The sequence below is a fragment of the Verrucosispora sp. WMMD1129 genome, assembly GCF_029581255.1.
GTDB lineage: Bacteria > Actinomycetota > Actinomycetes > Mycobacteriales > Micromonosporaceae > Micromonospora > Micromonospora sediminimaris.
Genome location: NZ_CP120741.1, coordinates 3,769,078 through 3,796,006, shown reverse-complemented (window position 1 = coordinate 3,796,006; position 26,929 = coordinate 3,769,078). Strand labels below are relative to the sequence as shown.

General features: G+C 71.6%; 23 protein-coding genes. 12 read left to right on the top strand and 11 right to left on the bottom strand.

All coding sequences use genetic code 11. The features are described from left to right. Positions 1-10 precede the first annotated feature (10 nt). The 6 genes from O7624_RS17620 (at position 11) to O7624_RS17595 (ending at position 8,660) form a co-directional block, all read left to right on the top strand. The gene (locus O7624_RS17620) at positions 11-1,723 is read left to right on the top strand and encodes an acyclic terpene utilization AtuA family protein (RefSeq protein ID WP_282236577.1); all 1,713 of its coding nucleotides are present in this window, start codon (positions 11-13) and stop codon (positions 1,721-1,723) included. Further along, a complete protein-coding gene (locus O7624_RS17615; RefSeq protein ID WP_282236576.1) occupies positions 1,720-2,931 on the top strand; it encodes an acyl-CoA dehydrogenase family protein in 1,212 nt (403 codons plus the stop codon). The genes O7624_RS17620 and O7624_RS17615 overlap by 4 nt, the downstream gene beginning before the upstream one ends. Beyond that, positions 2,928-4,529 (top strand): carboxyl transferase domain-containing protein, encoded by a 1,602-nt coding sequence (locus O7624_RS17610; protein ID WP_282236575.1) that lies wholly within the window; start codon positions 2,928-2,930, stop codon positions 4,527-4,529. Before O7624_RS17615 ends, O7624_RS17610 begins: the two co-directional genes overlap by 4 nt. 58 nt (positions 4,530-4,587) lie before the next feature. Then, entirely contained in the window at positions 4,588-6,600 is a 2,013-nt protein-coding gene (locus tag O7624_RS17605) for a biotin carboxylase N-terminal domain-containing protein (RefSeq protein WP_282236574.1), read from the top strand. After that, a complete protein-coding gene (locus O7624_RS17600; RefSeq protein ID WP_282236573.1) occupies positions 6,597-7,787 on the top strand; it encodes an acyl-CoA dehydrogenase family protein in 1,191 nt (396 codons plus the stop codon). The genes O7624_RS17605 and O7624_RS17600 overlap by 4 nt, the downstream gene beginning before the upstream one ends. A gap of 138 nt (positions 7,788-7,925) precedes the next feature. Continuing rightward, positions 7,926-8,660, top strand: a complete 735-nt coding sequence (locus tag O7624_RS17595; protein WP_282236572.1) for a hypothetical protein — start codon at positions 7,926-7,928, stop codon at positions 8,658-8,660. 61 nt (positions 8,661-8,721) lie between these two features. Here the strand turns inward: O7624_RS17595 and O7624_RS17590 are convergent, their stop codons facing one another. The 3 genes from O7624_RS17590 to O7624_RS17580 form a co-directional block, all read right to left on the bottom strand. Beyond that, the gene (locus O7624_RS17590) at positions 8,722-9,864 is read right to left on the bottom strand and encodes a hypothetical protein (RefSeq protein WP_282236571.1); all 1,143 of its coding nucleotides are present in this window, start codon (positions 9,862-9,864) and stop codon (positions 8,722-8,724) included. After that, positions 9,861-10,802: a transporter substrate-binding domain-containing protein gene (locus tag O7624_RS17585; protein WP_093409956.1), complete on the bottom strand. Its 942-nt coding sequence runs from the start codon at positions 10,800-10,802 to the stop codon at positions 9,861-9,863. The genes O7624_RS17590 and O7624_RS17585 overlap by 4 nt, the downstream gene beginning before the upstream one ends. 91 nt (positions 10,803-10,893) lie before the next feature. Beyond that, positions 10,894-11,505, bottom strand: coding sequence for a hypothetical protein (locus tag O7624_RS17580; RefSeq protein WP_282236570.1), 612 nt, complete (start codon positions 11,503-11,505; stop codon positions 10,894-10,896). A 79-nt stretch (positions 11,506-11,584) separates the two neighbouring features. On the opposite strand from O7624_RS17580, the gene O7624_RS17575 reads away from it, so the two are divergent. Both O7624_RS17575 and O7624_RS17570 read left to right on the top strand, forming a co-directional pair. Then, positions 11,585-11,938: a helix-turn-helix domain-containing protein gene (locus O7624_RS17575; protein WP_282236569.1), complete on the top strand. Its 354-nt coding sequence runs from the start codon at positions 11,585-11,587 to the stop codon at positions 11,936-11,938. A gap of 295 nt (positions 11,939-12,233) precedes the next feature. Then, positions 12,234-12,530 carry a hypothetical protein gene (locus O7624_RS17570; RefSeq protein WP_282236568.1) on the top strand — a complete coding sequence of 99 codons (297 nt, stop codon included), beginning with the start codon at positions 12,234-12,236 and terminating at the stop codon, positions 12,528-12,530. Between the two features lie 22 nt (positions 12,531-12,552). Here O7624_RS17570 and O7624_RS17565 read toward each other — a convergent pair whose 3' ends face one another. The 7 genes from O7624_RS17565 to O7624_RS17535 all read right to left on the bottom strand — a co-directional run bounded on the left by O7624_RS17565 (position 12,553) and on the right by O7624_RS17535 (position 20,525). Beyond that, positions 12,553-14,028, bottom strand: a complete 1,476-nt coding sequence (locus O7624_RS17565; RefSeq protein WP_282236567.1) for a serine/threonine-protein kinase — start codon at positions 14,026-14,028, stop codon at positions 12,553-12,555. 31 nt (positions 14,029-14,059) lie between these two features. Then, positions 14,060-14,596: a hypothetical protein gene (locus O7624_RS17560; RefSeq protein ID WP_282236566.1), complete on the bottom strand. Its 537-nt coding sequence runs from the start codon at positions 14,594-14,596 to the stop codon at positions 14,060-14,062. A 243-nt stretch (positions 14,597-14,839) separates the two neighbouring features. Next, the gene (locus O7624_RS17555) at positions 14,840-18,427 is read right to left on the bottom strand and encodes an adenylate/guanylate cyclase domain-containing protein (RefSeq protein ID WP_282236565.1); all 3,588 of its coding nucleotides are present in this window, start codon (positions 18,425-18,427) and stop codon (positions 14,840-14,842) included. Next, positions 18,424-19,251: an MBL fold metallo-hydrolase gene (locus O7624_RS17550; RefSeq protein ID WP_282236564.1), complete on the bottom strand. Its 828-nt coding sequence runs from the start codon at positions 19,249-19,251 to the stop codon at positions 18,424-18,426. Before O7624_RS17550 ends, O7624_RS17555 begins: the two co-directional genes overlap by 4 nt. Positions 19,252-19,363: 112 nt before the next feature. Next, positions 19,364-19,834 (bottom strand): RidA family protein, encoded by a 471-nt coding sequence (locus O7624_RS17545; RefSeq protein WP_093409977.1) that lies wholly within the window; start codon positions 19,832-19,834, stop codon positions 19,364-19,366. Beyond that, positions 19,831-19,986, bottom strand: coding sequence for a DUF4177 domain-containing protein (locus tag O7624_RS17540; RefSeq protein ID WP_013736319.1), 156 nt, complete (start codon positions 19,984-19,986; stop codon positions 19,831-19,833). The genes O7624_RS17545 and O7624_RS17540 overlap by 4 nt, the downstream gene beginning before the upstream one ends. Positions 19,987-20,030: 44 nt before the next feature. Then, complete coding sequence (locus O7624_RS17535) at positions 20,031-20,525, bottom strand: hypothetical protein (protein ID WP_093410120.1); 495 nt, start codon at positions 20,523-20,525, stop codon at positions 20,031-20,033. Positions 20,526-20,851: 326 nt separating this feature from the next. Here O7624_RS17535 and O7624_RS17530 point away from each other — a divergent pair, with 326 nt between their 5' ends. From O7624_RS17530 to O7624_RS17520, 3 genes are read left to right on the top strand one after another with little or no spacing between them, the layout of a single operon-like run. Then, positions 20,852-21,448 carry a hypothetical protein gene (locus O7624_RS17530; protein ID WP_282236563.1) on the top strand — a complete coding sequence of 199 codons (597 nt, stop codon included), beginning with the start codon at positions 20,852-20,854 and terminating at the stop codon, positions 21,446-21,448. 26 nt (positions 21,449-21,474) lie between these two features. After that, entirely contained in the window at positions 21,475-22,452 is a 978-nt protein-coding gene (locus tag O7624_RS17525; protein ID WP_093409981.1) for an ArsA-related P-loop ATPase, read from the top strand. Positions 22,453-22,505: 53 nt separating this feature from the next. Next, on the top strand, positions 22,506-23,657 hold the full coding sequence (locus O7624_RS17520) for an ArsA-related P-loop ATPase (protein WP_282236562.1): 1,152 nt from the start codon (positions 22,506-22,508) through the stop codon (positions 23,655-23,657). Between the two features lie 46 nt (positions 23,658-23,703). Here O7624_RS17520 and O7624_RS17515 read toward each other — a convergent pair whose 3' ends face one another. Further along, complete coding sequence (locus tag O7624_RS17515; protein WP_093409985.1) at positions 23,704-24,024, bottom strand: WhiB family transcriptional regulator; 321 nt, start codon at positions 24,022-24,024, stop codon at positions 23,704-23,706. 402 nt (positions 24,025-24,426) lie between these two features. Here O7624_RS17515 and O7624_RS17510 point away from each other — a divergent pair, with 402 nt between their 5' ends. Then, positions 24,427-26,880, top strand: a complete 2,454-nt coding sequence (locus O7624_RS17510; protein ID WP_282236561.1) for a transglycosylase domain-containing protein — start codon at positions 24,427-24,429, stop codon at positions 26,878-26,880. Positions 26,881-26,929: the final 49 nt, after the last annotated feature.

Genomic DNA, 26,929 nt, shown 5'->3' with positions numbered 1-26,929 from the left:
GGGGCTGCCGATGAGCGACGTGCTGCGGGTCGGCAACGCCTCCGGCTTCTACGGTGACCGGTTCTCCGCTTGGCGCGAGATGCTCGACGGCGGCGAGCTGGACGTGTTGACCGGCGACTACCTGGCCGAGTTGACCATGCTCATCCTCGGTCGGGACCGGATGCGCGACCCCGACCTGGGTTACGCGAAGACGTTCCTCCGGCAGTTGGAGGGCTGCCTCGGCACCGCGCTCGACCGCCGGGTCACGCTGGTCACCAACGCGGGCGGGCTCAACCCGGCCGGCTTGGCCGCCGCGATCCGCGCTCTCGCCGACCGGCTCGGGCTCCCTGTCCGGATCGGGTACGTCGAGGGCGACGCCCTGGCCCGACCGGACGCGCTGACCGCGAACGCGTACCTCGGGGCGTTCGGTATCGCCGCCTGCCTCGACGCCGGGGCGGACGTGGTGGTGACCGGCCGGGTCACCGACGCCTCGCTGGTCGTGGGGCCGGCCATCGCCCGCTTCGGCTGGGGGCGTGGCGACCTCGACGCGCTGGCCGGGGCCACCGTCGCCGGGCACCTCATCGAATGCGGGGCGCAGGTCACCGGCGGCAACTTCAGCTTCTTCACCGAACTGCCCGACGGTGGGCGCCGGCCGGGATTTCCGGTGGCCGAGCTGCGTAGGGACGGCTCGGCGGTGATCACGAAGCATCCCGGCACCGGCGGCGCGGTCACCGTCGAGACGGTCACCGCCCAGTTGTTGTACGAGGTGGGTGGGCCGGCGTACCTGGGCCCGGACGTGGTGACCCGGCTCGACTCGGTCCGACTGAGCCAGGACGGCCCGGACCGGGTACTCGTCAGCGGTGCCCGGGGCACGCCGCCGCCGGAGACGCTGAAGGTGGGCGTCAACAACCTCGGTGGTTTCCGCAACTCCACGACGTTCGTGCTCTGCGGGCTGGACATCCCGGCCAAGGCGGCCCTGGTACGGGAGCAGTTGACGGAGGCGGTCGGCCCGGACGGGTTGGAGTTCACGCTGGCCCGCACCGACCACCCCGACGCCGCCGACACCGAGACGGCAAGCGCCCTGCTGCACGTACACCTGCGCGACGGTGACCGGGCGCGGGCCGGGCGGGCGTTCTCGGCGGCGGCGGTCGAGCTGGCCCTGGCCTCCTACCCGGGCTGCACCCTGACCACCCTGCCCGGCGACGCCACCCCGTACGGCGTGTTCACCGCCGACGTCGTGGCGCAGGACGAGGTCGCTCACGTCGCCGTGCTGCCCGACGGCACCCGGCTGCCGATCGACCCACCGTCGGTGACCGGGACGGTAACCGCCGAGCCGGCGGCCGAGCTGGCCGGCCCGGTGGCGACAGGTCCGACCCGGCGGGGGCCGCTGGGTGAGGTGGTGGGCGCGCGATCCGGTGACAAGGGCGGCGACGCGAACCTGGGGGTCTGGGCGCGGACCGACGCGACCTGGGCCTGGCTACGCGGTTGGCTCACCGTGGCGCGGCTGGCGGAGCTGCTGCCGGAGACCGCCCCGTTGGCAGTGGAACGGTACGAACTGCCGAACCTGCGGGCCGTCAACTTCGTGATCCGAGGGCTGCTCGGAGCCGGGGTGGCCGCCTCCACCCGGTTCGACCCGCAGGCCAAGGCTCTCGGCGAGCTGCTCCGCTCCCGGATCGTCGACCTGCCGGTCGAGCCGGCGACCGGCGACGCCCCGGCACCGGTCGTCGGGGAGGTGCGGCCGTGACCATCGTGGACACTCCCGAGCGGCGGCAGCTGCGGGAGCTGACCCGCGCCTTCGTCACCCGGGAGGTGCTGCCGCACCTGGCCGACTGGGAGCGGGCCGGCGAGGTACCCCGCGAGTTGCACGTGAACGCCGCGAAGATCGGCCTGCTCGGCATCGGCTTCACCGAGGCGGTCGGCGGCAGCGGCGGTGACCTGCTCGACTCGATTCTGGTCACCGAGGAGATCATCCGTTCGGGAGGCTCCTCGGGGTTGGTGGCCGCCCTCTTCACGCACGGCATCGCGCTGCCGCACATGGTCGCCGCGGCCGGTGCCCGGTCGGGCGGCAAGCTCCCCAGACCGCCCGGTGACGCCGTCGAACGCATTGACCCGACGGGCCGGGAGCATGACCTGATCGACAGGTACGTCCGGCCGACGCTGGCCGGTTCGATGATCGGCGCGCTGGCCATCACCGAACCCGACACCGGCTCGGACGTCGCGGGCATCCGCACCCACGCCCGCCTCGACGGCGACCACTACGTGGTGAACGGCGCGAAGACCTACATCACCAGCGGAGTCCGGGCGGACTTCGTGACGACCGCGGTCTGCACCGGAGTGCCGGGCAGCGGAACGCTGAGCCTACTGGTCATCGACAAGGGCACCCCCGGCTTCACCGTCGGGCGACGGCTGGAGAAGCTCGGCTGGCACTGCTCGGACACCGCCGAACTCTCCTTCGTCGACGTACGCGTGCCGGTGGCGAACCGGATCGGCGAGGAGGACACCGGCTTCCTCGCGATCATGCAGCAGTTCGCGGCCGAACGTCTCTCCCTGGCCACCCAGGCGTACGCCATCGCGCAGCGCTGCGTCGAGCTGGCCGCCACCTGGTGTCGCGACCGGTCCACCTTCGGCCGGCCGTTGGCGAGCCGGCAGCTGGTCCGGCACCGGCTGGCCGAGATGCACACCCGGGCCGAGGCGGCGCGGGCGTACGTGCACCAGGTGGCCGCCCGGGTGGCCGCAGGTGAGCCGGTGGTGACGGAGGTGGCGATGGCGAAGAACGTGGCGGTCGAGGCCGCCGACCGGGTCGTGGACCAGGCCCTGCAACTGCACGGCGGCTTCGGCTACCTGCGCGACGCCGAGGTGGAGCGGCACTACCGGGACGCCCGCATCCTCGGCATCGGCGGTGGCACCACCGAGATCATGAACGAGATCATCGCGAAGGGCATCGGCCTGTGAGCACACTCGACACCGCGATCGACAGGTCCACGCCGGCTTTCCGGGCCAATCGGGACGCGCTGCTGGAACGTCTCGCCGAGCTGGACGCGGCGCTCGACCAGGCCCGGGCCGGCGGTGGCGAGAAGTACGTGGCCCGGCACCACAAGCGCGGCAAGCTGCTCCCCCGCGAACGCATCGAGCTGCTGCTGGACCAGGACAGCCCCTTCCTCGAACTGTCACCGGTAGCCGCGTTCGGCACGGACTTCCCGGTGGGGGCCAGTGTGGTGACCGGGATCGGCGTGGTCGAGGGCGTCGAGTGCCTGGTCGTCGCCAACGATCCGACGGTACGCGGCGGCGCGGTGAACCCCTGGTCGCTTGCGAAGACCCGGCGGGCCGGCGAGATCGCCCTGGCCAACCGGCTGCCGATGGTGAACCTGGTCGAGTCGGCCGGCGCGGACCTGCCCACCCAGGCGGAGATCTTCATTCCGGGCGGCCGGGTGTTCCGCGACCTGACCCGGCTCTCGGCCGAGCGGATCCCCACGGTCAGCGTGGTCTTCGGCAACGCCACCGCCGGTGGCGCGTACGCGCCCGGGATGTCCGACTACACGATCATGATCCGGGACCGTTCGCAGGTCTACCTGGCCGGGCCGCCGCTGGTGAAGATGGCCACCGGCGAGGACGCCGACGACGAGTCGTTGGGTGGCGCCGCCATGCACGCCACGAAGTCCGGTCTGGCCGACTTCCTCGCCGCCGACGAGCGCGACGGCATCCGGCTGGCCCGACAGTGCGTACGCCGGCTCAACTGGCGCAAGCGGGGTCCGGCACCGCGCAACCCGATGCCGCAACCACCGAAGTACGACCCGGAGGAACTGCTCGGCATCACCAGCGCCGACCTCAAGGTGCCGTTCGACCCGCGTGAGGTGCTCGCCCGGGTGCTCGACGGCAGCGAGTTCGACGAGTTCAAGCCGGCCTACGGCACCGCGCTGGTCACCGGCTGGGGTGAGCTGCACGGGTACCCGGTCGGTGTGCTGGCCAACGCCCGGGGCGTGCTGTTCAGCGAGGAGGCGCAGAAGGCGACACAGTTCATCCAGCTCGCCAACGCCGCCGACACGCCGCTGATCTTCCTCCAGAACACCACCGGTTACATGGTCGGCACCGAGTACGAACAACGCGGCATCATCAAGCACGGCGCCCTGATGATCAACGCGGTGTCGAACTCGACGGTGCCGCACCTGACGGTGAACCTGGGTGCCTCGTACGGTGCCGGCAACTACGGCATGTGTGGCCGGGCGTACGAGCCGAGGTTCCTGTTCACCTGGCCGAACGCCAAGTCTGCGGTGATGGGACCGGCGCAGTTGGCCGGGGTGCTGTCCATCGTGGCCCGGCAGGCCGCCGCCGCGCGGGGCCGAGAGTTCGACGAGGACTCCGACGCGGCGATGCGGATGATGGTCGAGCAGCAGATCGAGTCCCAGTCCGGCGCGCTGTTCCTGTCGGGCCGCCTCTACGACGACGGGGTGATCGACCCCCGGGACACCCGTACCGTCCTCGGCCTGTGTCTGTCGGCCATCCACAGCGGACCGGTGAAGGGCGCCGACGGCTTCGGCGTTTTCCGGATGTGAGCGCGAGGAACGCAGCGAAGCGGAGTCCCGCAGTCGCGAACGAAAGGAGGCACGGCAGATGATTCGCAAGCTGCTGGTCGCGAACCGGGGGGAGATCGCCCGCCGGGTCTTCGCCACCTGTCGGACCCTCGGGATCGAGACGGTCGCCGTGCACTCCGACGCGGACGTCGACGCGCCCTTCGTCACCGAGGCCGACCAGGCCGTCCGGCTGCCCGGAAACACCGCTGCCGAGACGTACCTGCGGATCGACCTGATCCTGGACGCGGCCCGCCGCTGCGGTGCGGACGCCGTCCATCCCGGCTACGGCTTCCTCGCCGAGAACGCCGAGTTCGCCACGGCGGTCACCGACGCCGGCCTGACCTGGGTCGGTCCGCCGGCCAAGGCGATCGCCGCGATGGGCGACAAGCTGGCCGCCAAGGCGCTGCTCGCCGAGGCCGACGTACCGATGCTGCCCACCTGGACCGACCCGGCGCAGGTGACGAGCTTCCCGGTGCTGGTGAAGGCGTCCGCCGGGGGCGGCGGGCGCGGCATGCGGGTGGTCCGCGACGCCGACGGGCTCGCCGCGGCCGTCGAAGGCGCGCGCCGCGAGGCGGCGGCGGCGTTCGGCGACGGCACGGTCTTCATCGAGCGGTACGTCGAGCGTGGCCGGCACGTCGAGGTGCAGATCTTCGGCGACAGCTTCGGCACTGTGGTGGCGCTGGGCGTGCGGGACTGCTCGATCCAGCGCCGGCACCAGAAGGTCGTCGAAGAGGCGCCCGGCGTCCTTGGCGACGAGGCGCGGGAGCGGCTGCACGAGGCGGCGGTGGCCGCCGGACGGGCGGTCGACTACGTGGGCGCCGGCACTGTCGAGTTCCTGCTCGCGCCCGACGGGGAGATCCACTTCCTGGAGATGAACACCCGCCTCCAGGTCGAGCACCCGGTGACCGAGCTGACCACCGGACTGGACCTGGTTCGGCTGCAACTTCTGATCGCCGAGGGCGGGGCGTTGCCGCTGGCCGGGACACCGGCGGCCACCGGACACGCGATCGAGGTACGTCTCTGCGCCGAGGAACCCGCGCACGGCTACCGACCGGCGACCGGCACCCTGCACCGGTTCGCCCTGCCCGGCGTGGCGGCCGAGTTCGGGCCCCTTGCCGCACCCGGGCTGCGGCTGGACTCCGGCGTGGTCGACGGGTCGGCGGTGAGCATCCACTACGACTCGATGCTCGCCAAGGTGATCGCCTGGGCGCCAACCCGGGCGGAGGCGGCCCGTGCCCTGGCCGGCGCGCTGGCCAGGGCGGAGTTGCACGGTGTGGCCACCAACCGGGACCTGCTGGTCCACGTCCTGCGTAGCCCACAGTTCGCTGCCGTCGACATCGACACCGGTTTCCTCGACCGGCATCCGGAGGTCTTCGCCGCGCTGCTGCCCGCCGAACAGCACCCCCTGGTCGCGTTGGCCGCTGCGCTGGCCTCGGCCGCCGCTCGCCGGGCTGCCGCGACGGTGCTGGCCGGGCTGCCCTCGGGATGGCGCAACGTGCCCGCCTTCCCGCAGGTCGCCCGCTTCGCTGCCGCTGACGGGGACGAAATCGAGATCCGCTACCGGCTGGACCGCGCCGGCCGGCTCACCGAGTGGACGACATCGCCTGCGGGCTCGGGATCAGCGACCTCCACCGCCGGCGGCGAGCCGACCGTGAGCCTGGTCGAGGCGTACCCGGAACGGGTCGTGCTCGATGTCGACGGGGTGCGGCGGGTCTACCGGGTACGCCGGGTGGGGTCGGAGGTCTTCGTGGACGGTCCGGACGGAGCCGCGGGCCTCACCGAGCTGCCGCGTTTTCCGCTGCCCACCGCGGAGCTGGCCGCCGGGTCGTTGCTCGCGCCGCTGCCCGGCGCGGTGGCCCGGGTGCACGTCGAGGTCGGTCAGCGCGTCGCCGCCGGTGACCTGCTGCTGACCCTGGAAGCGATGAAGCTGGAACACCCCGTGCTCGCCCCCACCGATGGTCTGGTCACCGAGCTGCCGGTACCGGCCGGCGGTCAGGTGGACACCGACGCCGTGCTGGCCGTGGTCACCCCCGATGAGGAGTCGCCGTCATGAACTTCGACCTCACCCCCGAGCAGGACCAGCTCCGCGACGCCGTACGGGCGCTGGGCAGGCGGTACGGGCACCGGTACTTCGTGGCGAAGGCGAAGGCCGGCGAGCACACCACCGAGCTGTGGCAGGAGGCCGGCGAGCTCGGCTACCTCGGCGTCAACATCCCCACCGAGTACGGCGGTGGGGGCGGCGGCATCACCGAACTGGCCATCGTCTGCGAGGAACTGGCCGCCAGCGGCTGCCCGCTGCTGCTGCTCGTGGTCTCCCCCGCCATCGCGGCCACCGTCATCAACCGACACGGCACCGAGGAGCAGCGCAAACGCCACCTGCCGGGCCTGGCCGACGGCTCCCAGAAGATCGTTTTTGCGATCACCGAGCCGGACGCCGGCTCGAACTTCCACCGCCTCGCCACGGTGGCTCGCCGTGACGGTGACGACTGGGTGCTGTCCGGCCGCAAGTGCTACATCTCCGGCGTCGACGAGGCTCAGTTCGTCCTGGTGGTGGCCCGCGTCGCCGTCGATGACGGCAGTGCCGGCGCTGGGGAGGCGGCTCCGCAGAAACTCAAGCCGGCGCTGTTCATCGTGCCGACCGACGCGGCCGGGCTGACCTGGTCCAAGCTGGACATGGAGATCGTGTCCCCGGAGAACCAGTTCCTGCTCTACCTGGATGACGTGCGGCTGCCCGCCGCGGCGCTGGTCGGCGAGTCGCTGGACGCTGGGCTACCGGCACTGTTCGCCGGGCTCAACCCGGAGCGCATCACGGTCGCCGCGATGGGTGCCGGCACCGGCCGGTACGCCATCGAACGCGCCTCCGAGTACACCGCGACCCGTTCGGTGTGGGGCGGCCGGACGATCGGCTCCCACCAGGGGGTCGCACACCCCCTCGCGCATGCGGCGGTGCAGGTGGAGCTGGCCCGGCTGATGATCCAGAAAGCGGCGGCGCTCTACGACGCCGGCCGCGACCTGGAGGCCGGGGTCTCCGCCAACATGGCCAAGTACGCGGCCGGCGACGCCGCGGCGCTGGCGGTGGACACCGCCGTGCAGGCGCTCGGCGGCGCCGGCATGACCACCGAGTACGGCGTGGCGACGCTGCTCGGCGCGGTACGGGCCGGCCGGATCGCTCCGGTCAGCCGGGAGATGATCCTCAACTTCGTCGCTCAACATCTCCTCGGTCAGGACAAGTCGTACTGAGTCCCGTGACGTGGTCGTCCCGAGTTGCGGCATGTCGCGGGATAAGTCGGGTGGGAAGGCGCAACATGCCGCAACCCGCGGCACAGGCACCCGATTTCCTCGTCGCCGTGTCCGACTCCGACGCGCATACTCACCGTCGTGAACGACACCGGAGCGGCCGGTCAGGCCCTGGACGACGCGATCGAGAACGTGTACGCCCTCTTCGCCCGCCATCAGCTGCCGGCAGACCTGACGGCCTGCGACCACTGTGTGAGCCCGGAGGAGGTGGATCTCTTCCGGCGTACGCCGCTGCGCCAGCTCACCCCGGATCAGCTCGGTGTCTACCTGCTCAACCCCGGCACCTTCGGCGACGACACGGAATTCCCGCACCTGCTGCCCCGGCTGCTGGAACTGTACGCCCGCGACCAGATGGACGGCTGGAGCAGGCCGGACGCGGTGACGAGACGGATCTCCTCGCAGTGGCGCGACTGGTCGACAGCCGAGCGGGCCGCCGTGACGCGCCTGTTGGCGACATGGTGGCGGCACATGCTGCACACCTTCGCTGGGTCGAACGAGGCTTGGTATCTGCTGGACGCCGCCCTGGAGTGCGGTGTCGACCTCACCTCCTACCTCGCCGCCTTCACCGAGATCGGCGAGGTCGCCGCGGCCCGCCACCTGGCCGACGTCATCGACTGGTGCGTCTTCTCGACCGTCCCGGACGACGACCGTTCGACCTTTCAGCGCTGGCTGGCCGGGGACGAGCCACTGGCCCTTCTCGACGCCGTCGCGACGCATGTCGCCGACCCGGCGGCCGCCAGGGAGATCAGCAGGGGACGAGAGCAGGCCGAGGCGCTCCGCGGCTGGCTGCGCGAGAAGGGCCTACGTCCGGACTGATCCGGGCATCGCCGCAGTCGCCGACTGCTCGGCGAGCCGAACCGGATCGGGCCGGGGTCAACTATCGGCAGGCGGCGTCTACCCGGTGGACCGGGCGTACCCGGCGGCCCAGCCCTTCCAGCAGGGAGTCCTCGACGTGGAAGTCGTGGATGCGCAGCCGGTACCGGGGCAGTTCCTCCTCCGAGGGGCAGAGCACCTGACCGCGTACCTGGTCGACCGGCACGTAGCGCACCCCACCGCGTTCCTGAAGGATCACCATGTTGACGTCGTCGGTGGTCACCACGTGCCCACGGATCTCCTCGGTGGCCTCGGCGGAGGTCACGCCGGGTTCACCCACAGTGGTCACGGTCAGCGGCAGCACCGGCGTGCTGATCACCGGCAGCGCCGCCCAGACCAGCACCACCAGCACGGCGAGCTGGGTCACCGGGGCGAGTGGCTGGATGACCACCCGGGGCAGCGGGCCGGCGACGAAGAGAGCCAGCAGCGGAGGTACGACCAGCAGCACGATCGGCAGCAGCTCGCCCTGCCGCCCGGCGTCGCGCAGCGTCGGTACGAGCAGCCAGAGGTAGCCAGCGTACGCCGCGACGACGATCAGGACGCGGAGGGCGGGACGCTCGTGCAGGCGTTCCGGCCGGAGCTGGAAGGCCGCCGCGACGGTGGGCAGCAGCAGCGGGAGATACAGCAGCGGCCAGGTCACCAGGGCCATCAGGAAGCTCGCCGCGACGAACCAGCCCGGCGTGATCTCCATCCACCGGGCAAAGAGCGGTCGGCGGGTCAGCCGGTGCCCGCTGGCGGCGAGTACCCCGCCGAGCGCGAACACCGCGACCAGCACGGTGGAGAGCAGGCGGGCCGCCGTGGTGAGGAAGCCGGCGAGCAGATTCACCGGTCCCACGTTGGCCACCAGCAGCAGCGTGGTCTGCAACTCACCGCCGGCCTCGATACCGAGCCGCAGCACCGAGAAGATCGCCGGTACGCCAACCACGGCCGTCCAGAACGACTGACTGGCCCGCGCCCGTCGCTCGGCCGGATCCCAGCCACCGGTGGTCTCCGTCCGGGCCGTACCGGGGGGCGGCTCGACCCGCCCCGCCGTGCTCGGCGGCGCCGAAGGCGGCGGGGCGGTCGGCTGCACGGGGGCTCGCAGTACGGGCGGCGGTGGGCCGCCTGCGCCCGGCTCGTCGGAGGCGGTGGCGGGTGCCGCACTCATCGTTGTGGTGCCTTGTCGTCGAAGTCCACAAGTCTCGGCACGTCGAGCGGTTGCGGCTGCCGCTTCTCGCCCCGCAGCCACGGCCCCAACGTGCGGTTGTACGCGGTCAGCCACGGGCTGGCTTCTCCGCTGCGCCCCTGCTGATAGCTCTTGTCGAGGAAGTAGGCGACCAGGTCCCGCAGGGCCGGGTCCCCGATTGGCACGCCGACGCCGAGCAGTTCGCTGGTGCCGAAGGGCATGTCGACGATCTCGAACTCGGTCGGGTAGCGGGCCAGGAAGCCGGCGAGGATCGTCTCGTCGGAGCTGACCGCGTCGTACTTGCCGGCCCGAATGCCCTTGACGCAGTCCCAGACGTCCTTGACCACGAGCGTGCGGACCTGGTTCTTCTCAAGTTCCGCCTCGGTGGTGGAACCGCCGCTGGTGCAGATCCGGTACTTCGGGTTCCGCAGGTCCTCGATGGTACGGATGGTGTCCTTGTGCCTGGTCGGCACCAGCACCTCCTGGGTGGTCACGAAGTACGGACCAGCGAAGCTGACGAGCTTCTTGCGTTCTTCCGTGATCGAGAAGCTGGAGACGACGAGGTCCACCACCCCGCCTTGGAGGGCCGGAATCCGGTCCTCCGTGGACACCGCCACGAATTCCAGCCGGTGCTCCCCCTCGTAGCCGAGGGAAGCGGCGATGTACCGGGCGATCTCGACGTCGAACCCGATGTGGTTCCCGTCGCGTATCTCGCCCATCAGCGGTTCGTCGTCGGCCACCCCGATCCGCAGGACGGGCTGGCCCCAGATGTGTGACTCGCGCAGCTTCTCCTGCACGGACGGCAGTTCCGGCTCCTTCTGGCTGTCGCAGCCGGCTGCCGCGCCGAGCAGCAGCGTCAGGGCGACCGCCGCAGTGGTCGCCGCCGCACGCCACCGGGAACTGGAGAGGCTTACCGCCATGGCCACCTCGCTACGTTTCGAGTTTCGGGTTGCACCGAAAGTAGTCGTCCGTGTCGAGTTACCACCATCCGGTGGTCGGTTCCGGCGTGGGTCACCGGCCGGAGAGTTTGACGAGTGACAGCAGGTGGGCGACCAACGTGATGGGAACGCCGAAGGCGGGGACGAGGCTCATCGGCAGGGTGGACATGAGTCCGGTGTCGACGTTGGTGAGCAGGAGGCCGGCCGGGCTGGCCGAGTAGAGGACGCCGAGGGTGACGGCGAGGATGAGATCGGCGATGCCCAGGGCTGTCCAGGCGACGAAGATCCGGTTGGCGCGGTCGACCACGAAGGCCGCCACCAGTGGCGCGGTCAACCCGATGGCCACGTCGCCGATCCCGGCCGGCAGCGCGAAGCCGGCCGGCAACGCGTCGACGGCGACGAGCGCCAGGAACGCCAGTCCCGCTACCCGCCAGGTCTGCAACAGGGTGAGGAACCGCAGGTCGAGGCGGCGGGCCCAGGCACGGAACCGCGACGAGCGTACGGCTAGGACGAGCACCGTGAGTGGCGGTACGCCGGCGGCGAGCGCGAGAGCCACTGGCGGATCGCCCGGTGGCGTGCGGAACGCGCCCAGGGCGCTGGCCGCGAGCGTGGCGCAGAACCAGCCGACAGCGACGAGCGCGGGCAGGGTCAACACCGAAGCATGGGTACGCACGGGCACGGTCACGAGCCCTCCAGAGTCGCTTGTGTTTTGCAAGTGACTCTATTGGGGTAGCTTGTGTATCGCAAGTGACTCGGAGGTGCGGATGTCTTCAGCCCGGAACGTGGCCCCCCGCTCGGACTGCGCCATCGCCGGCACGTTGGATCTCGTCGGTGACAGATGGTCCCTGCTCATCGTGCGTGACCTGCTGTTCCGCGGCAATCTCCGATTCGCGGACCTGGCGGCCTCAACCGAGGCGATGCCGACCAACACGCTCACCGACCGGCTACGTCGGCTGGAGGAGTGCGGGATCCTGGTGCGCCACCCCTACAGCGAGCGGCCCCGGCGGTACGAATACCAGCTGACCGAACGCGGCCGGGACCTCGCGCCGGTGCTGGACAGCCTCGCCACCTGGGGCATCACCCACCTGCCCGGCACCCGACGTCTCGGGGCCGGCTGACGCCGCCGTCACGGCCGCGCACAACCGGCGGTAGCCGCTTGGGTTCAGCGCGCGCCGGCGCACCCTGAGCGGCCAGGTCGCTCTTGGCGGTCTCCGCGCGCTGGGCCACCTCGGTCTCCGGCAGCTCCTCGAACGGCTGGATGTCGCCGTGGCAGACCTTGCCCCTCTTCGTTCGGCAAGCTGTTGTTCGTCAGCTGTTCCGCCTGGTGAAGCTGGCTGCTGTTGACAGATCGGCAATCTCCGACATTCTGGACGGGTGAGACGGTTCCCAGGATCCGACGCACGGACCGTGGCAGTGGCTGCGGCCCTGGCAGCGTTCTGGCTGCTCGCGGCGCTGGTGGTGGGGCGCCGGCAGGATCTGCTCGGGGTGGCGGGGGCGCTGCTCTGCGTTCTGCTCGCCACCGTCGCGGGGGTGGCCGTCACCGCTGCCCGGCAGCGTGACGCGGATGTTCGACCGGATAGCGGGCAGCCGTCCGGAGGGCCGGGTATCGAGCCGTTCGGCATTGATGCCGACACACTGGAGAGCCTGGGCGATCGGGAGGCGGTCCGTGCGCTGCGGGACCGGCATCGACGCGACCGGCGGGGACGCTGACGCCCGCGACCCTCCCGGGAGGTCAGCCGCTGGTGAGCGTGGGCGAGGCAAGGCCGTTGAGACCCCGACCGGCCAGGCATCGATAGGTGAGGTCAGTGTCCGCGTCAGCCGGCGGTAACACCTCAAGATTCCATCCCGCCGCCTGACGCATCCCGCTGACCAGACGGAACGTCTCCTCGTTGCAGACCTGGCGTACTCGGGGATCCGCGACGATCTCGTCGTGGCCGGCATCGGCCAGGGCGGCCGGCAACTTCCCCTGGGCGTAGCTCTCCCAGGTGTGCCGGGCGTCGCACGGCACTCGGCTGGCTTCGGCCTGCTGGCCACGCACCTGCACCGGCCCGAAGCACTCCAACTCCGCAGCGCACTGGGCACCCGTGGGAAGCGCCTCCTGATGAGTGGCGCAACCCGGGCGGAGCAGACCGGTGGCCGCCGGGCGGGCCGGCATGCTCGGCTGTGGCGACGGTCCACCACCGGCGGCCCAGGCGCCGACACCTGCCGAAGCCGCGAGGGCCACCACCCCTGCGGCCCCGAGGAACCAGCGGCGGCGACGGCTGCGCTCGGTGGAGCCCTCCCTGGCCGGCGGGGCGGCACGGCCGGCATCGTGGATGTTGGCGGCAACGCCGCTGGTCGGTGCCGCTGGAGGGGTCGACCCCCCGCTCGGTGCGGCCGAGCCGTCCAACGTCAGATTGGTGAGCATGTCGCGCAGTTCCGCGGCGGACGGCCGGTCACCGGGATCGTTGGCCATGCCGGCACGCAGCACGTCGACCAGGTCCTCCGGGATGCCGGGCAGGCTGGGAACCGGCTGGTGGAACATCTCCAACACGGTGACCAGGCTCGGGTTGCGCTCGCTCTGCCAGCGTGGGGGCCGGCCGTGCATGACCGCGTAGAGGGTGGCGCAGAGCGCGTACACGTCGACGGCCGGCGAGGGCGGACTGTGACTGAACATCTCGGGCGGCGCGTACGCCGGGGTGAGCACTTCCAGCGCGACGGAGGCGTCCCGCATCTCGGCGACCACGGCGAGCCCGAAATCGGCAAGCACCGCCGGGTTGAAGTGCGAGTGGAGGATGTTGGCGGGCTTGACGTCGCGGTGCAGCACGCCGGCGGCGTGTGAGTGGGCGATGGCGTCCGCGATCTTGACACCGAGATCCCGGGCCTCGACCGCGCCCAGCGGCGAGTTGCGCATCCGCTCGGCGTACGAGCCGTCGCAGAGTTCCATGATCAGGTAAGGGTGCTGGTCGATGGTGACCCCGACATCGAACAGGTCGACCACGTGCGGGTGGGACGACATCCGACCGGCGGCACGCGCCTCGCGCAGAAAACGGGCCTGATCCCGGTCGCTGGCCAGGGTCCGGTTCTCCACCTTGACGGCGACCTCGCGGCCCACCGAGATCTGCGTCGCGCGGTAGACCGTGGCGTAGCCACCCCGGGCAAACACCTGCAAATTAGTCAGACCGGGCACGATGGGCGTCGGCAGGGCGCCGGGCGGGGTGTCGGTCACAGTCTCGAAAATACCGAACTCTGCCGGCCGCTCAGTGAACCGCATCGGTGGCCGGCCCCACACCCGATGTCCCGGCACCGCGCCGGTCGTCGTCCTGCTCCGATTCGTCGGCAGTCGATCCGCTCCCCGCCGCCGGGGCGACCGCCCCGGACCGAGCAGCCGTGCCAGCGGGCCGGCGCGCGTCCCACCAGAGCCCGGCGGCAGTCGCCACCGCGCCCAGGCCCTCCCAGGCCGCCACCCCGAAGAACCGCCCCGGTGCGATGTCAGCAAGCACCGCGAGGGTGAAGACCGTGAACGTGACCAGCCGGAACACGACCGTGAAGCGGTAGAAGGCGCGCCACTCGGTGGCTGCGGCGAGCAGGTAGTAGACCCCCATGTTGAACGAGGCCATCGAGGATGCCGTCACGAAGACACCCGTGTAGTCACCCGGTGCCCGGCTCTGCGGGATCTCGAAGCCGAGCACCCGCAACAGCGCCTCCGGCCAGAGCAGGCCGACCGCCCCCATCACCAGCGCGAGCACGCCGAACACCGCGATCGTCCACCCCGCGACCGAACGCGGCAGCCTCATCTTCGCCCCCCTCGACGGCGCGACCGACGACATCGACGGTCGCGTGCACCCGCCACGCTAGCGGCCGGCCCCGACCGGCCACATCCCCGAAACCGCCAGATCCGTACCGGCCATCGATCGACCGGGCGTACCAGGTCGAGAGCCAGACCCCGCCGGGTGACGTTTCCGGGACATCGCGCCACAGTGCGGTCACACCGGCGGCGTGGCCGGGCGCGGGCACGTCGAGGTCGCGGGCGGGTGCGGTCAGCCGGGGGTTCGCAGGCGGTTCAGCAGCGCCTCCGCAGCGGCCCGCTCACTGCGCTGCTCGGTGGCGTACGCCAGCCGGACCGCGTCCTCGGCGCTGGCCTTCGCCTCCGCCGGCCGCCCGCACGCGGCCAGCGCCTCGGCCAGGACGCTCGCCGCGACCACCTGGCTGCGGACATCCTCGGCCTGCACCCGCACCGCGCGGTGGGCCCAGTCCAACGCCTGTTCGCGCTGGCCGTGGGCGAGCAGGGCCGAGGCGTACCGCGCCATCGACTGCCGGCGGGAGAAGAGCAGGGACGGGGTGGTGGCCGCCATCGTGGCGACCGGAGCGAGCAGACCGACCGCGGTACCCGAGTCGCCGGCCGCCAACCGGGCGGTGGCCAGCAGCACCCGGGGAGCGACCTGGGCCGGTGCCTGCGGATTGTGTGGTTCCACAGTGGTGAGCACCGCGCGGGCGTGCCGCTCGGCGCCGGCCACGTCGCCCATTTCCAGCGCGACGAAGCCGCGCAGCGTACCGGCCATCCCGGTGAGCAGCGGGTGACCGGTCCGGTGGCCGTACGCGAGCGCGTCGGTGAGCAGGTCCGCGGCGTGCTCCGGCTCGCCCAGCCCTCGGGCGACCACGCCCCGGACCACAAGCGCGAAGCCCTGCCCCCAGTCGTCCGAGGCGGCGGCGAAATCCCGGTACGCCCGCCGGGCTTCCCGGTCGGCGTCGACCAGCTCACCCAGCTCGGCGTTGGCGTACGCGTCGACCGCCCGGAGGGTGCCCACCGCCCACGCCTCGCCGACCCGTTCACCGAACGGCAGGAACACCCGGGCCAGCCGGCGCGCTTCCCGCAGCCGACCAGCGAGCAGCCGGGCGAAGGCGGTGGTGCCGCGCAACCACGCCCGTCCGTACGGGTCCTTGAGCTCGGCGAAGAGCCGGGCGGCCCGGCCGAGGACCGCGTCCGTGCCGGCGAAGTCGCCCCGGGTGGTGGTCACCCAGGCGAGGTTCTGCAACGACCACGCCTGTCCCCGGCGGTCCCCCGCGCCCAGACTCACCTGGTACGCCGCCGCCAGCCGGCTGCTGGCCTGGCCCAGCCGGCCGACCAGGAAGTCGGTCATGCCCAGCCGGCGCATCGCCGAGGCACGCAGGGCGGGCAGGTCGGCGTCCCCGGCCACCTGAAGCGCCTCCTGCCAGCAGGACTCGGCCCGCCGTAGATCACCCATCACCTGCTGGGCCTGCCCGGCGAGCAGCAGGGCACTGGCCCGGGTCGCCGGATCTCCCACGTTCGCGGCGATCTTCTCGGCCGAGGCCAGCGCGTCGGTGGCCCGACCCACCTGGAGCAGTGCCCGGGCGTGCGCCACCCGGTCGACGGCGGGGATTCCGTCGCGGGCCAGTTCGGTGGCGCGTTCGGCGTACTCGACGGCCAGTGCCGGCTCCCCCGCGTGCAGGGCCCGGCGGGTGGCCCGGCCGAGCGCCGCCACGCCCAGCGGCGCGACCGCCCGGGCCGGCGCGTCCGGACGTAGAGTGACCGCGTCGGCCAGCGCGGTGGCCCGCTCGACGTGCTCGGCCACGAAGTCGTCCCGGGACGCCTCAGGGAAGCCGCCCGGGCCGGTTCCGGTGCCGCTCGGGCTGGCGACCTCGGTCACCGGAGCCGCCCAGCGGGCCAACGCGGCGTGCCGTTCCGCCAGCTCCGCCTTGCTGATTCCGGAGTACGCGGCCTCCCGCATCAGCGGGGTGGCGAAGGCGTACCCGCTCCGGGTGCGGTGCAGCATCCGGCGTTGCAGCAACTCCTCCACGGCCCGTTCCAGCTCGACGGCGGCGACGGCGGCCGGACGGCCGTCACTGGCGGTGCGCTGCTCCCGCAGCGCCTCCAGCGCACCGTCGGGCACGGTGTCGCCGACCACCGCGGCGTCCCGCAGCACCGAGCGGGCCTCCGCCGGCAGGGCGTCGATCCGGGCGGCGAGCACCGCCGCGAGGTCGCGGGAGAGCAGTCGGCTGCCCAGTGAGCCCGGTGCCAGCCGCCAGGTGTTGCGTGCCCCGGCGGTGAGCGCCCCGCGTTCCATCAGCAGGGTGACCAGCTCCGCCAGGTAGAAGGGGTTGCCCTGGGCGGTGGCGAGCAACCGGTCGGCGTCGGGTTGGGGCAGCCGTCCACCGCCGAGGTAGCTGGTCAGCAACCGGGCCGCGTCTGCGCCTCGCAGCGGCGGCAGCGGCTGCACCTCGGCGTCGGACACCCGGGCCAGGGTGCCAGCGGTACGGACCAGTTCGGGTCGACCGAGCAGCAGCACCAGCACCGGACCGGCGAGCCGGGACAGCGTGACCTCCAACGCGCCGATGGTCTCCGCGGTGGCATCGTGCAGATCGTCCACGATCACCATCAGCGGTGCCTCCTCAGCGAGCGCACTGAGCAGGTCGGCCACCGCGTTGGGCACCGCGTCGACGTCGGCGGGCGCCTGGGCGGTGCTCCACTCGCCCTGGTCCGTCGGGCCGCCCGCGGGGAGTTCCGCGTACCCGAGCAGAGCCAGCAGCTGATCGGTGGCGACCGGGGCCGGCTCCGTCCGGGTACGGCTGAGCCGTTGCCCGAGCCGGCGCAGCCGCTCCTCCACTGCGGCCCGGGTGACCGCGGTCGCGGTGTCGTTCGGCAACCCCGTCGCGGCGCGTACCAGGTCGGCGAGGGGCGCCAGCCGGCGACGCTCGCCGAACGCGGCACAGCGCACCGAGAGAACCCGGGCACCGGTATGCGCGGCGTACCGGCCGGCACCTACGTCGTAGCCGGCGGCGAGGCGTTCCACCTCGGCGGCGAACCGGGACTTGCCGATGCCCGCCTCGGCCGTCATCAGCAGCACCCGGGGCTCGGTACGGTCGATCACCTCGGCGAGTCGGCCGGCCACCCGACCGATCTCGGTCTCCCGGCCAACGAACGGCGCTTCGTCGCCCAGACCCGAGCGGGTACCGGGTGCGTCCAGCAGGCCGAGCAGCTCGTACGCCTCGACCGGCTCCCGCTTGCCCTTGAGCCGCAGCGGTCGCAACGCCCGCCAGCTCGCGACGTGCCGGGTCGCCGCGGCGGTACGCCCACCGGCGTAGACCGCACCGACGGCGGCGGCGTCGGCCAGCCGGGCGGCGGTGTTCACCGTGTCGCCGATGACGGTGTACTCGATGGCGGCCTGGATGCCGGCGATCACGTCACCCGTGTTGAGCCCGACCCGTAGTCCCAGCGGCGCGCCGCCGCCCCGCTCGTCGTCGAGCACCCGGCGCACCGCACGCTGCATCGACAACGCGGCGCGTACCGCCCGCTCGGCGTCGTCCTCGTGCGCCACGGGGGCACCGAAGACCGCCATGATCCCGTCACCGGTCAGCTTGTCGACATGCCCGCCGAAGGTCTTGACCGCCCCGGCCAGCGCGGCCAGCACCCGGTCGGTGACCGCGCCGACGCGTTCCGGGTCGAGATCCTCCGACCAGGAGGTGAAGTCGGACAGGTCGCCGAAGAGCACGGTCACCACCCGACGCTCGGCGGCGGGCAGGGTCGCGGCGGCCGGCAACGCGGCGCCGCAGTTGTGGCAGAACCGGGCGCCGGGCACGGCGACGGTTCCGCACACCGGGCAGGTCACGCTGGATCCAACCTCGCGTCGCCGCCGTCGGATTCCCGGCCGAGGTATTCGAGTTGGGCGCGCACCGACCATTCCGCCGCCCACCACAGCGACCGGTCGACGTCGGCGTAGACCGCGGCGACCACCTCGGCCGCGGTCCGCGCCCCCGCGTCCAGCGCCGCCCGGACCTGGTCGAGGCGGGCGCGGCGGTGGGCGAGATAGAAGTCGGCGGCGGCACCGCAGTCGGCCAGCGCCGGGCCGTGCCCGGGCAACGCCGGCACGCCCCGGTACGTCGAGAGCAGCTCCAGACTCGCCAGGTAGTCACCGAGGTGCCCGTCCGGGTGCGCCACGACGGTGGTGCCCCGGCCGAGGATCGTGTCACCGGTGAGCACCACCCGCTGACCGTCCCGCTCGGCCAGGAAGCAGACCGAGTCGGCGGTGTGGCCGGGGGTGGCGAGCAGGCGGATCTCCAGGCCGAAGCCGCTCAGGTCCTGCCCCGGCCCGGTCAGCGGCTCACCACCGACGGTGTGCGCCGGGTCGACGGCGAGGACGGCGGCTCCGTCGAGCAGGTCGTGCAGGCGCGCCGAGCCTTCGGTGTGGTCCGGATGGCCATGGGTGATCAGCACCAGCCCGATCGGCCCCTGCGCGACGATCGCCGCGAGGTGCGCCTCGTCCGCCGGGCCCGGGTCGACGACCACGGCCGGCTCGCCCGGCCGGGCCCGCAGCAGCCAGGTGTTGGTGCCGTCCAACGTCATCGGCCCCGGGTTGGGTGCCCGCAGCAGCGCCGCCCAGTCCGGCAGTTCGCTGGCGAGGGCGGTCACCGCCCCCGTCACATGCCCTCCCATGGCTGCGATCGTACGACCCCACGAACGCAGCCCCGCGATCTTGCAGTTCCGGTCCCCGATTCGTCCTCGTTAGAGGTCTTCGTCCGGCCGGAAACTGCAAGATCGCGGCAGGTCAGGAGACCTCGACGATGACCTCGACCTCCACCGGCGCGTCCAGCGGGAGCTCCGCGACACCGACGGCCGACCGGGCGTGCCGGCCCGCCTCACCGAAGACGGTGCCGAACAGGTCCGACGCGCCGTTGATGACACCCGGCTGCCCGGTGAAGCCGGCTGCGCTGGCGACGAACCCGGTCAGCTTCACCACCTTGACCACGTTTTCCAGACCGACAAGCGAGTCGATCGCGGCGAGCGCGTTCAGTGCGCAGCGTTGGGCCAGCTGCTTGGCCTGCTCGGCGGAGACACCGGCACCGACCTTGCCGGTTGCCAGGAGCTTGCCTTCGGCCATCGGCAGTTGCCCGGAGACGTACACGTGCTGCCCGGACTGCACCGCCGGCAGGTAGCTCGCCACCGGCGGCACCACCTCCGGCAGCTCCAGACCGAGTTCCGCCAGCCTGGCGTGGGGTCCGTTGGCCACGGCACTCATGCCTTCGGGCGCTTCAGGTAGGCGACCAGCTGCTCCGGGTTCGGCCCGGGCACGACGGAGACGAGTTCCCAGCCGTCCTCACCCCAGTTGTCGAGGATCTGCTTGGTCGCGTGGACCAGCAACGGGACGGTGGCGTATTCCCACTTCTGCATCGGTGGAGTGCTCCCTCGGTGGCATGGACACTTCGGGACACAGCCTACGGTCCGCCGGCCGGCCGGGACGCGGGACGCTGGTCAGCATCGGGCCACTGCTCGGGAGCGGCCCGTTGCTCGGGTGCCGGCGACAGTTCCCCGCAGGGGCCGGAGTGGTCGTAGGGCTGGGGGCAGCGCGTGCGATCCGGCAGCAACAGGTCGCAGAAGACCCGGTGCCGGTTGTTCTGGTCGTCGGCGGTCGACACCTCGGTCTCACCGGCGTCGAGTTCGAGCAGGAAGTTCAGCGAGGTGGCCAGCCGACCGGCCAACGCGGTGGCGGCGGCCAGATCGGTCACCCGGATGGGCAGGTGAATGACGTACCCGGGGCCGTCCTCCTCCCGTCCGCCGGTCGGCTCGGCACTCGTGACCGGGTCGACGGGACGCCGATACGACCGCTCGTTGACCGGCAGCCGGCCGGAGGAGTCTCCGCCAGCTGTCCGGCTGCCCCGCCGCAGCCCGGCGGGGAACTGGGCTCGGGGGGTGTTGTCCGTGTCGCGCATGCACTGCCTCCGGGCGTCGTACCTGGTCACGGCGTCGCCCACCGGTCCGGGACCCATCCGCCCGGCCCGGGCCGGGGCGTGCCGGAGCGACCGTAGGACCGGGGCACCGGTCCCATCAACAGGACGCGCGCGCCTGATCGCGTTCGGTCACATTTGCGACACCCGGCCAGCGGAAAGTTGATCGCGATCGTCGTACCGGACAGACCGGGCCCTCCGCAGCGGCGCCGCGGACCGCTACCCTTCCCGTCTGGACGGGCGCCCGGCCCGGCCACCCGATCCCACGCGCACCGCCTTCATGCGGTGCTGCGCCGCACCCGGGGGGACCGATGACCCAGCCACCCGTCGGCGGCCCGACCGGCCCCACCGACCTCCCGCCGGCCGGCTCACCGGCCCAGCCCTCGCCACCGGCCACCGGCCACGGTGCGCCGCCCGCGCCGCCCGAGGGCGGGTATCGGCCGCAGCACTCGCCGGCCGGACCGCCGCGTAAGCGGGGGCCACTGCTGGCCTCGCTCACGCTTGTCGTGGTGCTGCTGCTCTGCGCCGGAGGCGGGGTGGCCGCCTTCCTCACCCTGCGCAACACCGAGTCGGGCGAGGGCGCGCCCGATCCGTCGGTGGCGGTCGACGACTTCCTGACCGCGATCTACCAGGACCGTGACGCCGCCAAGGCGGCGGCTATGGTCTGCACCGCCGCGCGCGACCAGGACAAGATCCGGGCCAAGGTGTCCGAGGTCGAGGAGTATGTCGCGACCTACCAGAACCCCCGGTTCCGGTGGGACACGCCGACCGTGGACAACGAGACCGGCGACCGGGCGACGGTCACCACCACGGTGACCGTCACCACCGCCGACGAGAAGATCGCTGATCAGGATCTGCGCTTCACGGTGATCCGTAAGACCGGCTGGTGGGTCTGCGAGGTCGCCTGAGCACGCCGGATGGATAGGCTCGACGGGTGGGAGCAGCGCAGCGACCGACTGACCGGGCCGGCATCGACTGGCCCGCCCGCCTGCACGTGGTGACCGGCAAGGGCGGCACGGGCAAGACAAGCGTGGCCGCCGCGCTGGCCCTTGGCCTGGCCGCCGGTGGTCGACGCACCCTGCTGGTGGAGGTGGAGGGGCGTCAGGGCATCGCCCAGCTCTTCGGCACCGAACCGCTGCCGTACGCCGAGCGGCACCTGGTCGACGCCCCCGGCGGCGGGACGGTGGCGGCGCTCGCGGTGGACGCCGAGGAGGCCCTGCTCGAATACCTCGACATGTTCTACAAGCTCGGCGCGGCCGGCCGGGCGCTGCGCAAGTTCGGTGCGATCGACTTCGCCACCACGATCGCTCCCGGTCTGCGCGACGTGCTGCTCACCGGCAAGGTCAAGGAGGCCACCACCCGCACCGTCGACCAGCGACGGGTGTACGACGCGGTGGTGCTGGACGCGCCACCGACCGGCCGGATCGGGCGTTTCCTGAACGTCACCGCCGAGACCGCCCGGCTGGCCAAGATGGGGCCGATCAAGACGCAGAGCGACGGAGTCTCCGCGCTGCTGCGCTCACCGATGACCGCCGTGCACGTGGTGACTCTGCTTGAGGAGATGCCGGTACAGGAGACGGTCGACGCGATCGCCGAGCTGACCTCGCTCGGTTTCGGTGTGGGGCGGGTGATCGTCAACGGGACCAGGGCACCGCTGCCGACCGGACGATTGGTCACGGAAGCGGAACTGACGCGGGGTCTGCGCGCGGCGGGGCTGCCAGCCAGCACGGGGATCGTCACCGGCCTGCACCACGAGGCGCGGGATCTGATGATCCGCCGGGAGTTGGAGGATTCGCTCCGCACCGATCTGGTGGACCTCGGCGTGCCCCTGGTCGAACTACCGCTGCTGCCCGACGGGGTGAACCGCGCCGGCCTGGAGGTGCTCGCCGCCGCGCTCGTCCAGGCCGATTGACTCACACCTCACCTCGGCCTGGCGCGCGGAGCCGGTCAGCCCGATACGCTCGATTGGTGCCTTCCGACAACGCCGCGCCGCCGCTGGACGTCGACCGGATCCTGGCCGATCCGGGAGTTCGGATCGTGGTCTGCTGCGGTGCGGGCGGGGTGGGCAAGACGACCACGGCCGCCGCGCTCGCGTTGCGCGCCGCCGAACAGCACGGACGCCGCACGGTGGTGCTCACCATCGACCCGGCGCGGCGGCTGGCCCAGTCCCTCGGCCTGACCGAGCTGGACAACACGCCCCGGCAGGTCAAGGGGATCGACGTCGAGGACAGCGGCGGCGAACTGCACGCCATGATGCTCGACATGAAGCGCACCTTCGACGACGTGGTGCTGGCGCACACCGATCCGGCGAAGGCGGCGGAGATCTTCGCCAACCCCTTCTACCAGGCCATGAGTTCCACCTTCGCCGGCACGCAGGAGTACATGGCGATGGAGAAGCTCGGCCAGTTGCACGCGCGGGGCGAGTGGGACCTGATCGTGGTGGACACTCCCCCGTCGCGCTCGGCACTGGACTTCCTCGACGCACCGGCCCGGCTGTCGCGGTTTCTCGACGGGCGGATGCTAAGGCTGCTGCTCGCGCCGGCAAGGACCGGCGGTCGCAGCATGTTCAGCCTGGTCACCGCCTCCTTCGGGATGTTCTCCCGGGTGGTGCAGAAGGTGATCGGCACCCAGTTGTTGACGGATCTGTCCGGCTTCGTCGCCGCGCTCGACTCGATGTTCGGCGGGTTCCGGCAGCGCGCCGAGCAGACGTACCGCATCCTCCAGGCGCGGGAGACGGCGTTCCTGCTGGTCGCGGCGCCGGAGCCGGACGCGGTCCGGGAGGCCGCCTACTTCGCCGGCCGGCTGGGCGCGGAGCAGATGCCGCTCGCCGGCCTGGTACTCAACCGGGTGCACCGGCCGACGGTGACCGAACTGGGCGCGGCGGAGAGCCGGGCCGCCGCCGACCGCCTGGCCGCGGCCGGTGGCCATGAGGGCACCGTCGAGGTGTTGCGGGCGCACGCCGCCCTGGCCGAGCAGGCGGTACGGGAGCAGCAGGTGGCAGCGCGGTTCACCGAGGCGTTTCCCCAGGTGCCGGCCGTGTCGGTGACGGCGCAGCCCGCCGACGTGCACGACGTCGACGGGCTACGGACGATCGCGGCGGCGATCAGCCGCCACTGACCGACGGTGGGTGCGGCCGGAAGCCGCAGCCGACCGTGCCGGTGGTTCAGTTGCCGGTCGCGGCCAGGATCTTGTCCTTGCCGGCCTTGTCCTTGGCGTTCTTCTTCATCGCCGCCTCGAACATCTTGCGCCAGCTGGTGACCTGGGGATGGCGACGCAGCAGCGCGCGACGTTCCCGTTCGGTCATGCCACCCCACACGCCGAACTCGATCCGGTTGTCCAGCGCGTCGGCCAGGCACTCGTACCGGACTGGGCAGCTCCGGCAGATCCGCTTGGCCACGTTCTGTTCGGCGCCCTGTACGAACAACGCGTCCGGGTCCCCGTTCTGACATGCCGCCAACGACGGCCAGTCAGTGATCATGCCCATCTGTACACGTCCCCCCTTGCTGTACTACCGACGCCGTCGCGGGCCAGCCGGCAATCCCCCCGGGTCGTCCGGCACGCCTTACCCCAAGGCGGCACAGACGACATGTGGCGCTGTCGCCGCCTACATCATGCTCTGTAGTCGCACGATTACGCAACGTTGTCGGCGAAATCCATCATTCCGGACACTCCCGGCTTCTCGGGCCCGGGACCGCCGCTTACCCCACCGAGGTCGCCGAAAACGCTGCGAGCCACCTCCATGAGGAGGAAACTCGGCTCGAATCCACGCAACCGGACACCCGGTGCCACGCGTCTAGCACAACGAGGCCGGCGCGCGCAGGAAATGGGGAAAAGACGCCCCAGCGCCCCTCGTTACCTGTTCGCGTACCCTGTCGAGGTGACCTGGATGCGGAAACGTGACCACAACGTCCTGACCAACGCCGCATCGCTGCTCATCTGTGGGCTGTTGGCCGGCGTGGTGGTCGCCGCTGCGGCTTTCCCCGCGGTGGCGATGTCGGGCCTGGCCGCGAAGGCCGGCGCGGAGACCTTCGGCGCGCTACCGAAGGAACTCACCGTGGCCCGCGCACCACAGATCAGCTACCTGCTCGCCTCCGACGGCAAGACACCGCTGGCCACCATGTACGACGAGAACCGGCGGGACGTCAAGCTCGCCGACATCTCGGAGAACATGCGTAACGCGATCATCGCCGCCGAGGACCACGACTTCTACAACCACAACGGGGTCGACCTCAACGGCGTGGCCCGGGCCTTCGTCAACAACAGCCAGGCCGGCGCCGACCGGCAGGGCGCCTCGACGTTGACCATGCAGTACGTCCGGATGGGCATCGCGTACTCGGCCACGCACCCGGCCGACGTGATCGCCGCGACCGAGGACACCAGCGCCCGCAAGCTGCGCGAGATGCGGTACGCACTCCAGCTCGACAAGGAGATGTCGAAGGACGAGATCCTGGAGCGCTACCTCAACCTCGCCGCCTTCGGCAACGGCGCGTACGGCGTCTACGCCGCCAGCCAGGTCTACTTCAACAAGCCCCCGAAGAACCTGAAGATCGAAGAGGCGGCCATGCTGGCCGGCCTGGTGAAGGCACCCACCGCCTTCGACCCGACCACGAAGGACGGTTACCCGCACGCGGTCGACCGGCGCAACTACGTGATCGACAACATGGTCAAGACCGGGGCGATCACCCAGCAGCAGGCCGATGAGGCCAAGGCCGTCAAGCTGGTGGTCAAGGGCAAGCGGGCCCCCAACGGCTGCGTCGCCACCAACAAGAACGCCTGGGGCTTCTTCTGCGACTACTTCTACCGCTGGTGGATGTCGCAGGAGACGTTCGGGTCGACCTCGTACGACCGGGAGCGGCGGCTCAAGAGCGGCGGCTACACGATCATCACGACCCTGGATAAGCAGGCCCAGACCGGCGCCGACAAGGCGGTGCGCCGGGCGAAGCCGGTGACCGCCAAGGAAGCCGCCATGGTCGCGGTGGTCGAGCCCGGCACCGGCCGGGTCCGGGCGCTGTCGGTCAACCGGAACTTCAAGCTCGACAACCCCGACAAGCCCAAGAACAAGCCGCACAGCGACCCGAAGCAGCGCGAGAAGGGCAAGCGGGGCAACTATCCGAACACGGTCAACCCGCTGCTAACCGGCGGCGACGGCATCACCGGCTACCAGGGCGGCTCGACCTTCAAGATCTTCACCATCGTGGCCGCGCTGGAGAAGGGCATCCCGCTCAGCTACACCTTCAACGCGCCGCAGCAGTTCAAGTCCGAGTACATCATCGACAGCAGCAGCCCCGCCGCCTGTCCGGGCACGAACCTCTACTGCCCGACGAACTCAGGTAAGAAGGCCGGCGGCGTGCAGAACATGTGGAGCGCCTTCTCCGCCTCGATCAACACGTACTTCGTTCCGTTGCAGCAGCAGGTCGGCGCGGAGAACGTGGTGGACGTGGCCAAGCGCCTCGGCATCCAGTTCCGGCAGAGCAAGGACGCGGATTTCGCCAACACCAAGGAGGCCGCGCACCAGTGGGGCGCGTTCACCCTGGGCGTTTCGCAGGTCACCCCGCTGGATCTGGCAAACGCGTACGCCACCCTGGCCGCCGACGGCAAGTACTGCGAGCCGATCCCGGTGCAGGAGATCCGGGACCTGGACGGCAACAAGCTGGACGTGGCCAACCCGCGCTGTGAGAAGCGGATCAGCACCGAGGTGGCCCGCGCGGCGGTGGACGCCGCCCGGTGCCCGGTCGGCGACAACTCCTCCACCAGCAAGTGCGGCGGCAGCCGGACCGCGGCCCAGACCAAGGGCATCGTCAACGCCCCGGTGGCCGGCAAGTCCGGCACCACCGACTCCGAGAAGAGCGCCGCCCTGGTCGCGATGACCAAGCAGTACGCGGTGGCCGGCATCATGGCCGACCCGGACTGGCCGCAGACCAATGCCAAGATGAAGCACAACCAGCCGGACGGCATCAACCCGCCGGTCTGGGAGACGCTGCGCGACGCCATGAAGGGCAAGAAGCGGATCGACTTCGACCCGCCCGGTAAGAAGATCTCCCTGGGCGACCAGCGCACCATCCCTGGCGTCGGATGCCTGTCCCTCGACCGGGCCAAGTCCCGCCTCTCCGGCGCTGGCTTCGAGCCGATCGTCTCCAGCAGCCGGGTCACCTCCGACTGCCCCGCCGGGACGGCCGCCGGCACCAGCCCCAGCGGGCGCACCATCAAGGGCGGCATCGTGACGATCATGGTCAGTGCCGGTAAACCCAGCAACGGCGGCGGTGACGACCGGCCGGGGAACGATTCACCCTCCGGCCCGCCCAACAACCCGGGCCGTCCGCCGGACCGGCCCGGCGGCTGACCGCCGCAGCAGCGCTCGAACGGGCGGGCACCCCGAACCAGGGGGTGCC

Excerpts from the sequence above, each read along its gene's own strand:
- O7624_RS17620 (WP_282236577.1), top strand. The coding sequence starts at position 11 with ATGAGCGACGTGCTGCGGGTCGGCAACGCCTCCGGCTTCTACGGTGAC.
- O7624_RS17605 (WP_282236574.1), top strand. The coding sequence starts at position 4,588 with ATGATTCGCAAGCTGCTGGTCGCGAACCGGGGGGAGATCGCCCGCCGG.
- O7624_RS17600 (WP_282236573.1), top strand. The coding sequence starts at position 6,597 with ATGAACTTCGACCTCACCCCCGAGCAGGACCAGCTCCGCGACGCCGTA.
- O7624_RS17590 (WP_282236571.1), bottom strand. The coding sequence starts at position 9,864 with ATGAGTGCGGCACCCGCCACCGCCTCCGACGAGCCGGGCGCAGGCGGC.
- O7624_RS17585 (WP_093409956.1), bottom strand. The coding sequence starts at position 10,802 with ATGGCGGTAAGCCTCTCCAGTTCCCGGTGGCGTGCGGCGGCGACCACT.
- O7624_RS17575 (WP_282236569.1), top strand. The coding sequence starts at position 11,585 with ATGTCTTCAGCCCGGAACGTGGCCCCCCGCTCGGACTGCGCCATCGCC.
- O7624_RS17560 (WP_282236566.1), bottom strand. The coding sequence starts at position 14,596 with ATGAGGCTGCCGCGTTCGGTCGCGGGGTGGACGATCGCGGTGTTCGGC.
- O7624_RS17550 (WP_282236564.1), bottom strand. The coding sequence starts at position 19,251 with ATGGGAGGGCATGTGACGGGGGCGGTGACCGCCCTCGCCAGCGAACTG.
- O7624_RS17545 (WP_093409977.1), bottom strand. The coding sequence starts at position 19,834 with ATGAGTGCCGTGGCCAACGGACCCCACGCCAGGCTGGCGGAACTCGGT.
- O7624_RS17540 (WP_013736319.1), bottom strand. The coding sequence starts at position 19,986 with ATGCAGAAGTGGGAATACGCCACCGTCCCGTTGCTGGTCCACGCGACC.
- O7624_RS17535 (WP_093410120.1), bottom strand. The coding sequence starts at position 20,525 with ATGCGCGACACGGACAACACCCCCCGAGCCCAGTTCCCCGCCGGGCTG.
- O7624_RS17530 (WP_282236563.1), top strand. The coding sequence starts at position 20,852 with ATGACCCAGCCACCCGTCGGCGGCCCGACCGGCCCCACCGACCTCCCG.
- O7624_RS17515 (WP_093409985.1), bottom strand. The coding sequence starts at position 24,024 with ATGGGCATGATCACTGACTGGCCGTCGTTGGCGGCATGTCAGAACGGG.
- O7624_RS17510 (WP_282236561.1), top strand. The coding sequence starts at position 24,427 with ATGCGGAAACGTGACCACAACGTCCTGACCAACGCCGCATCGCTGCTC.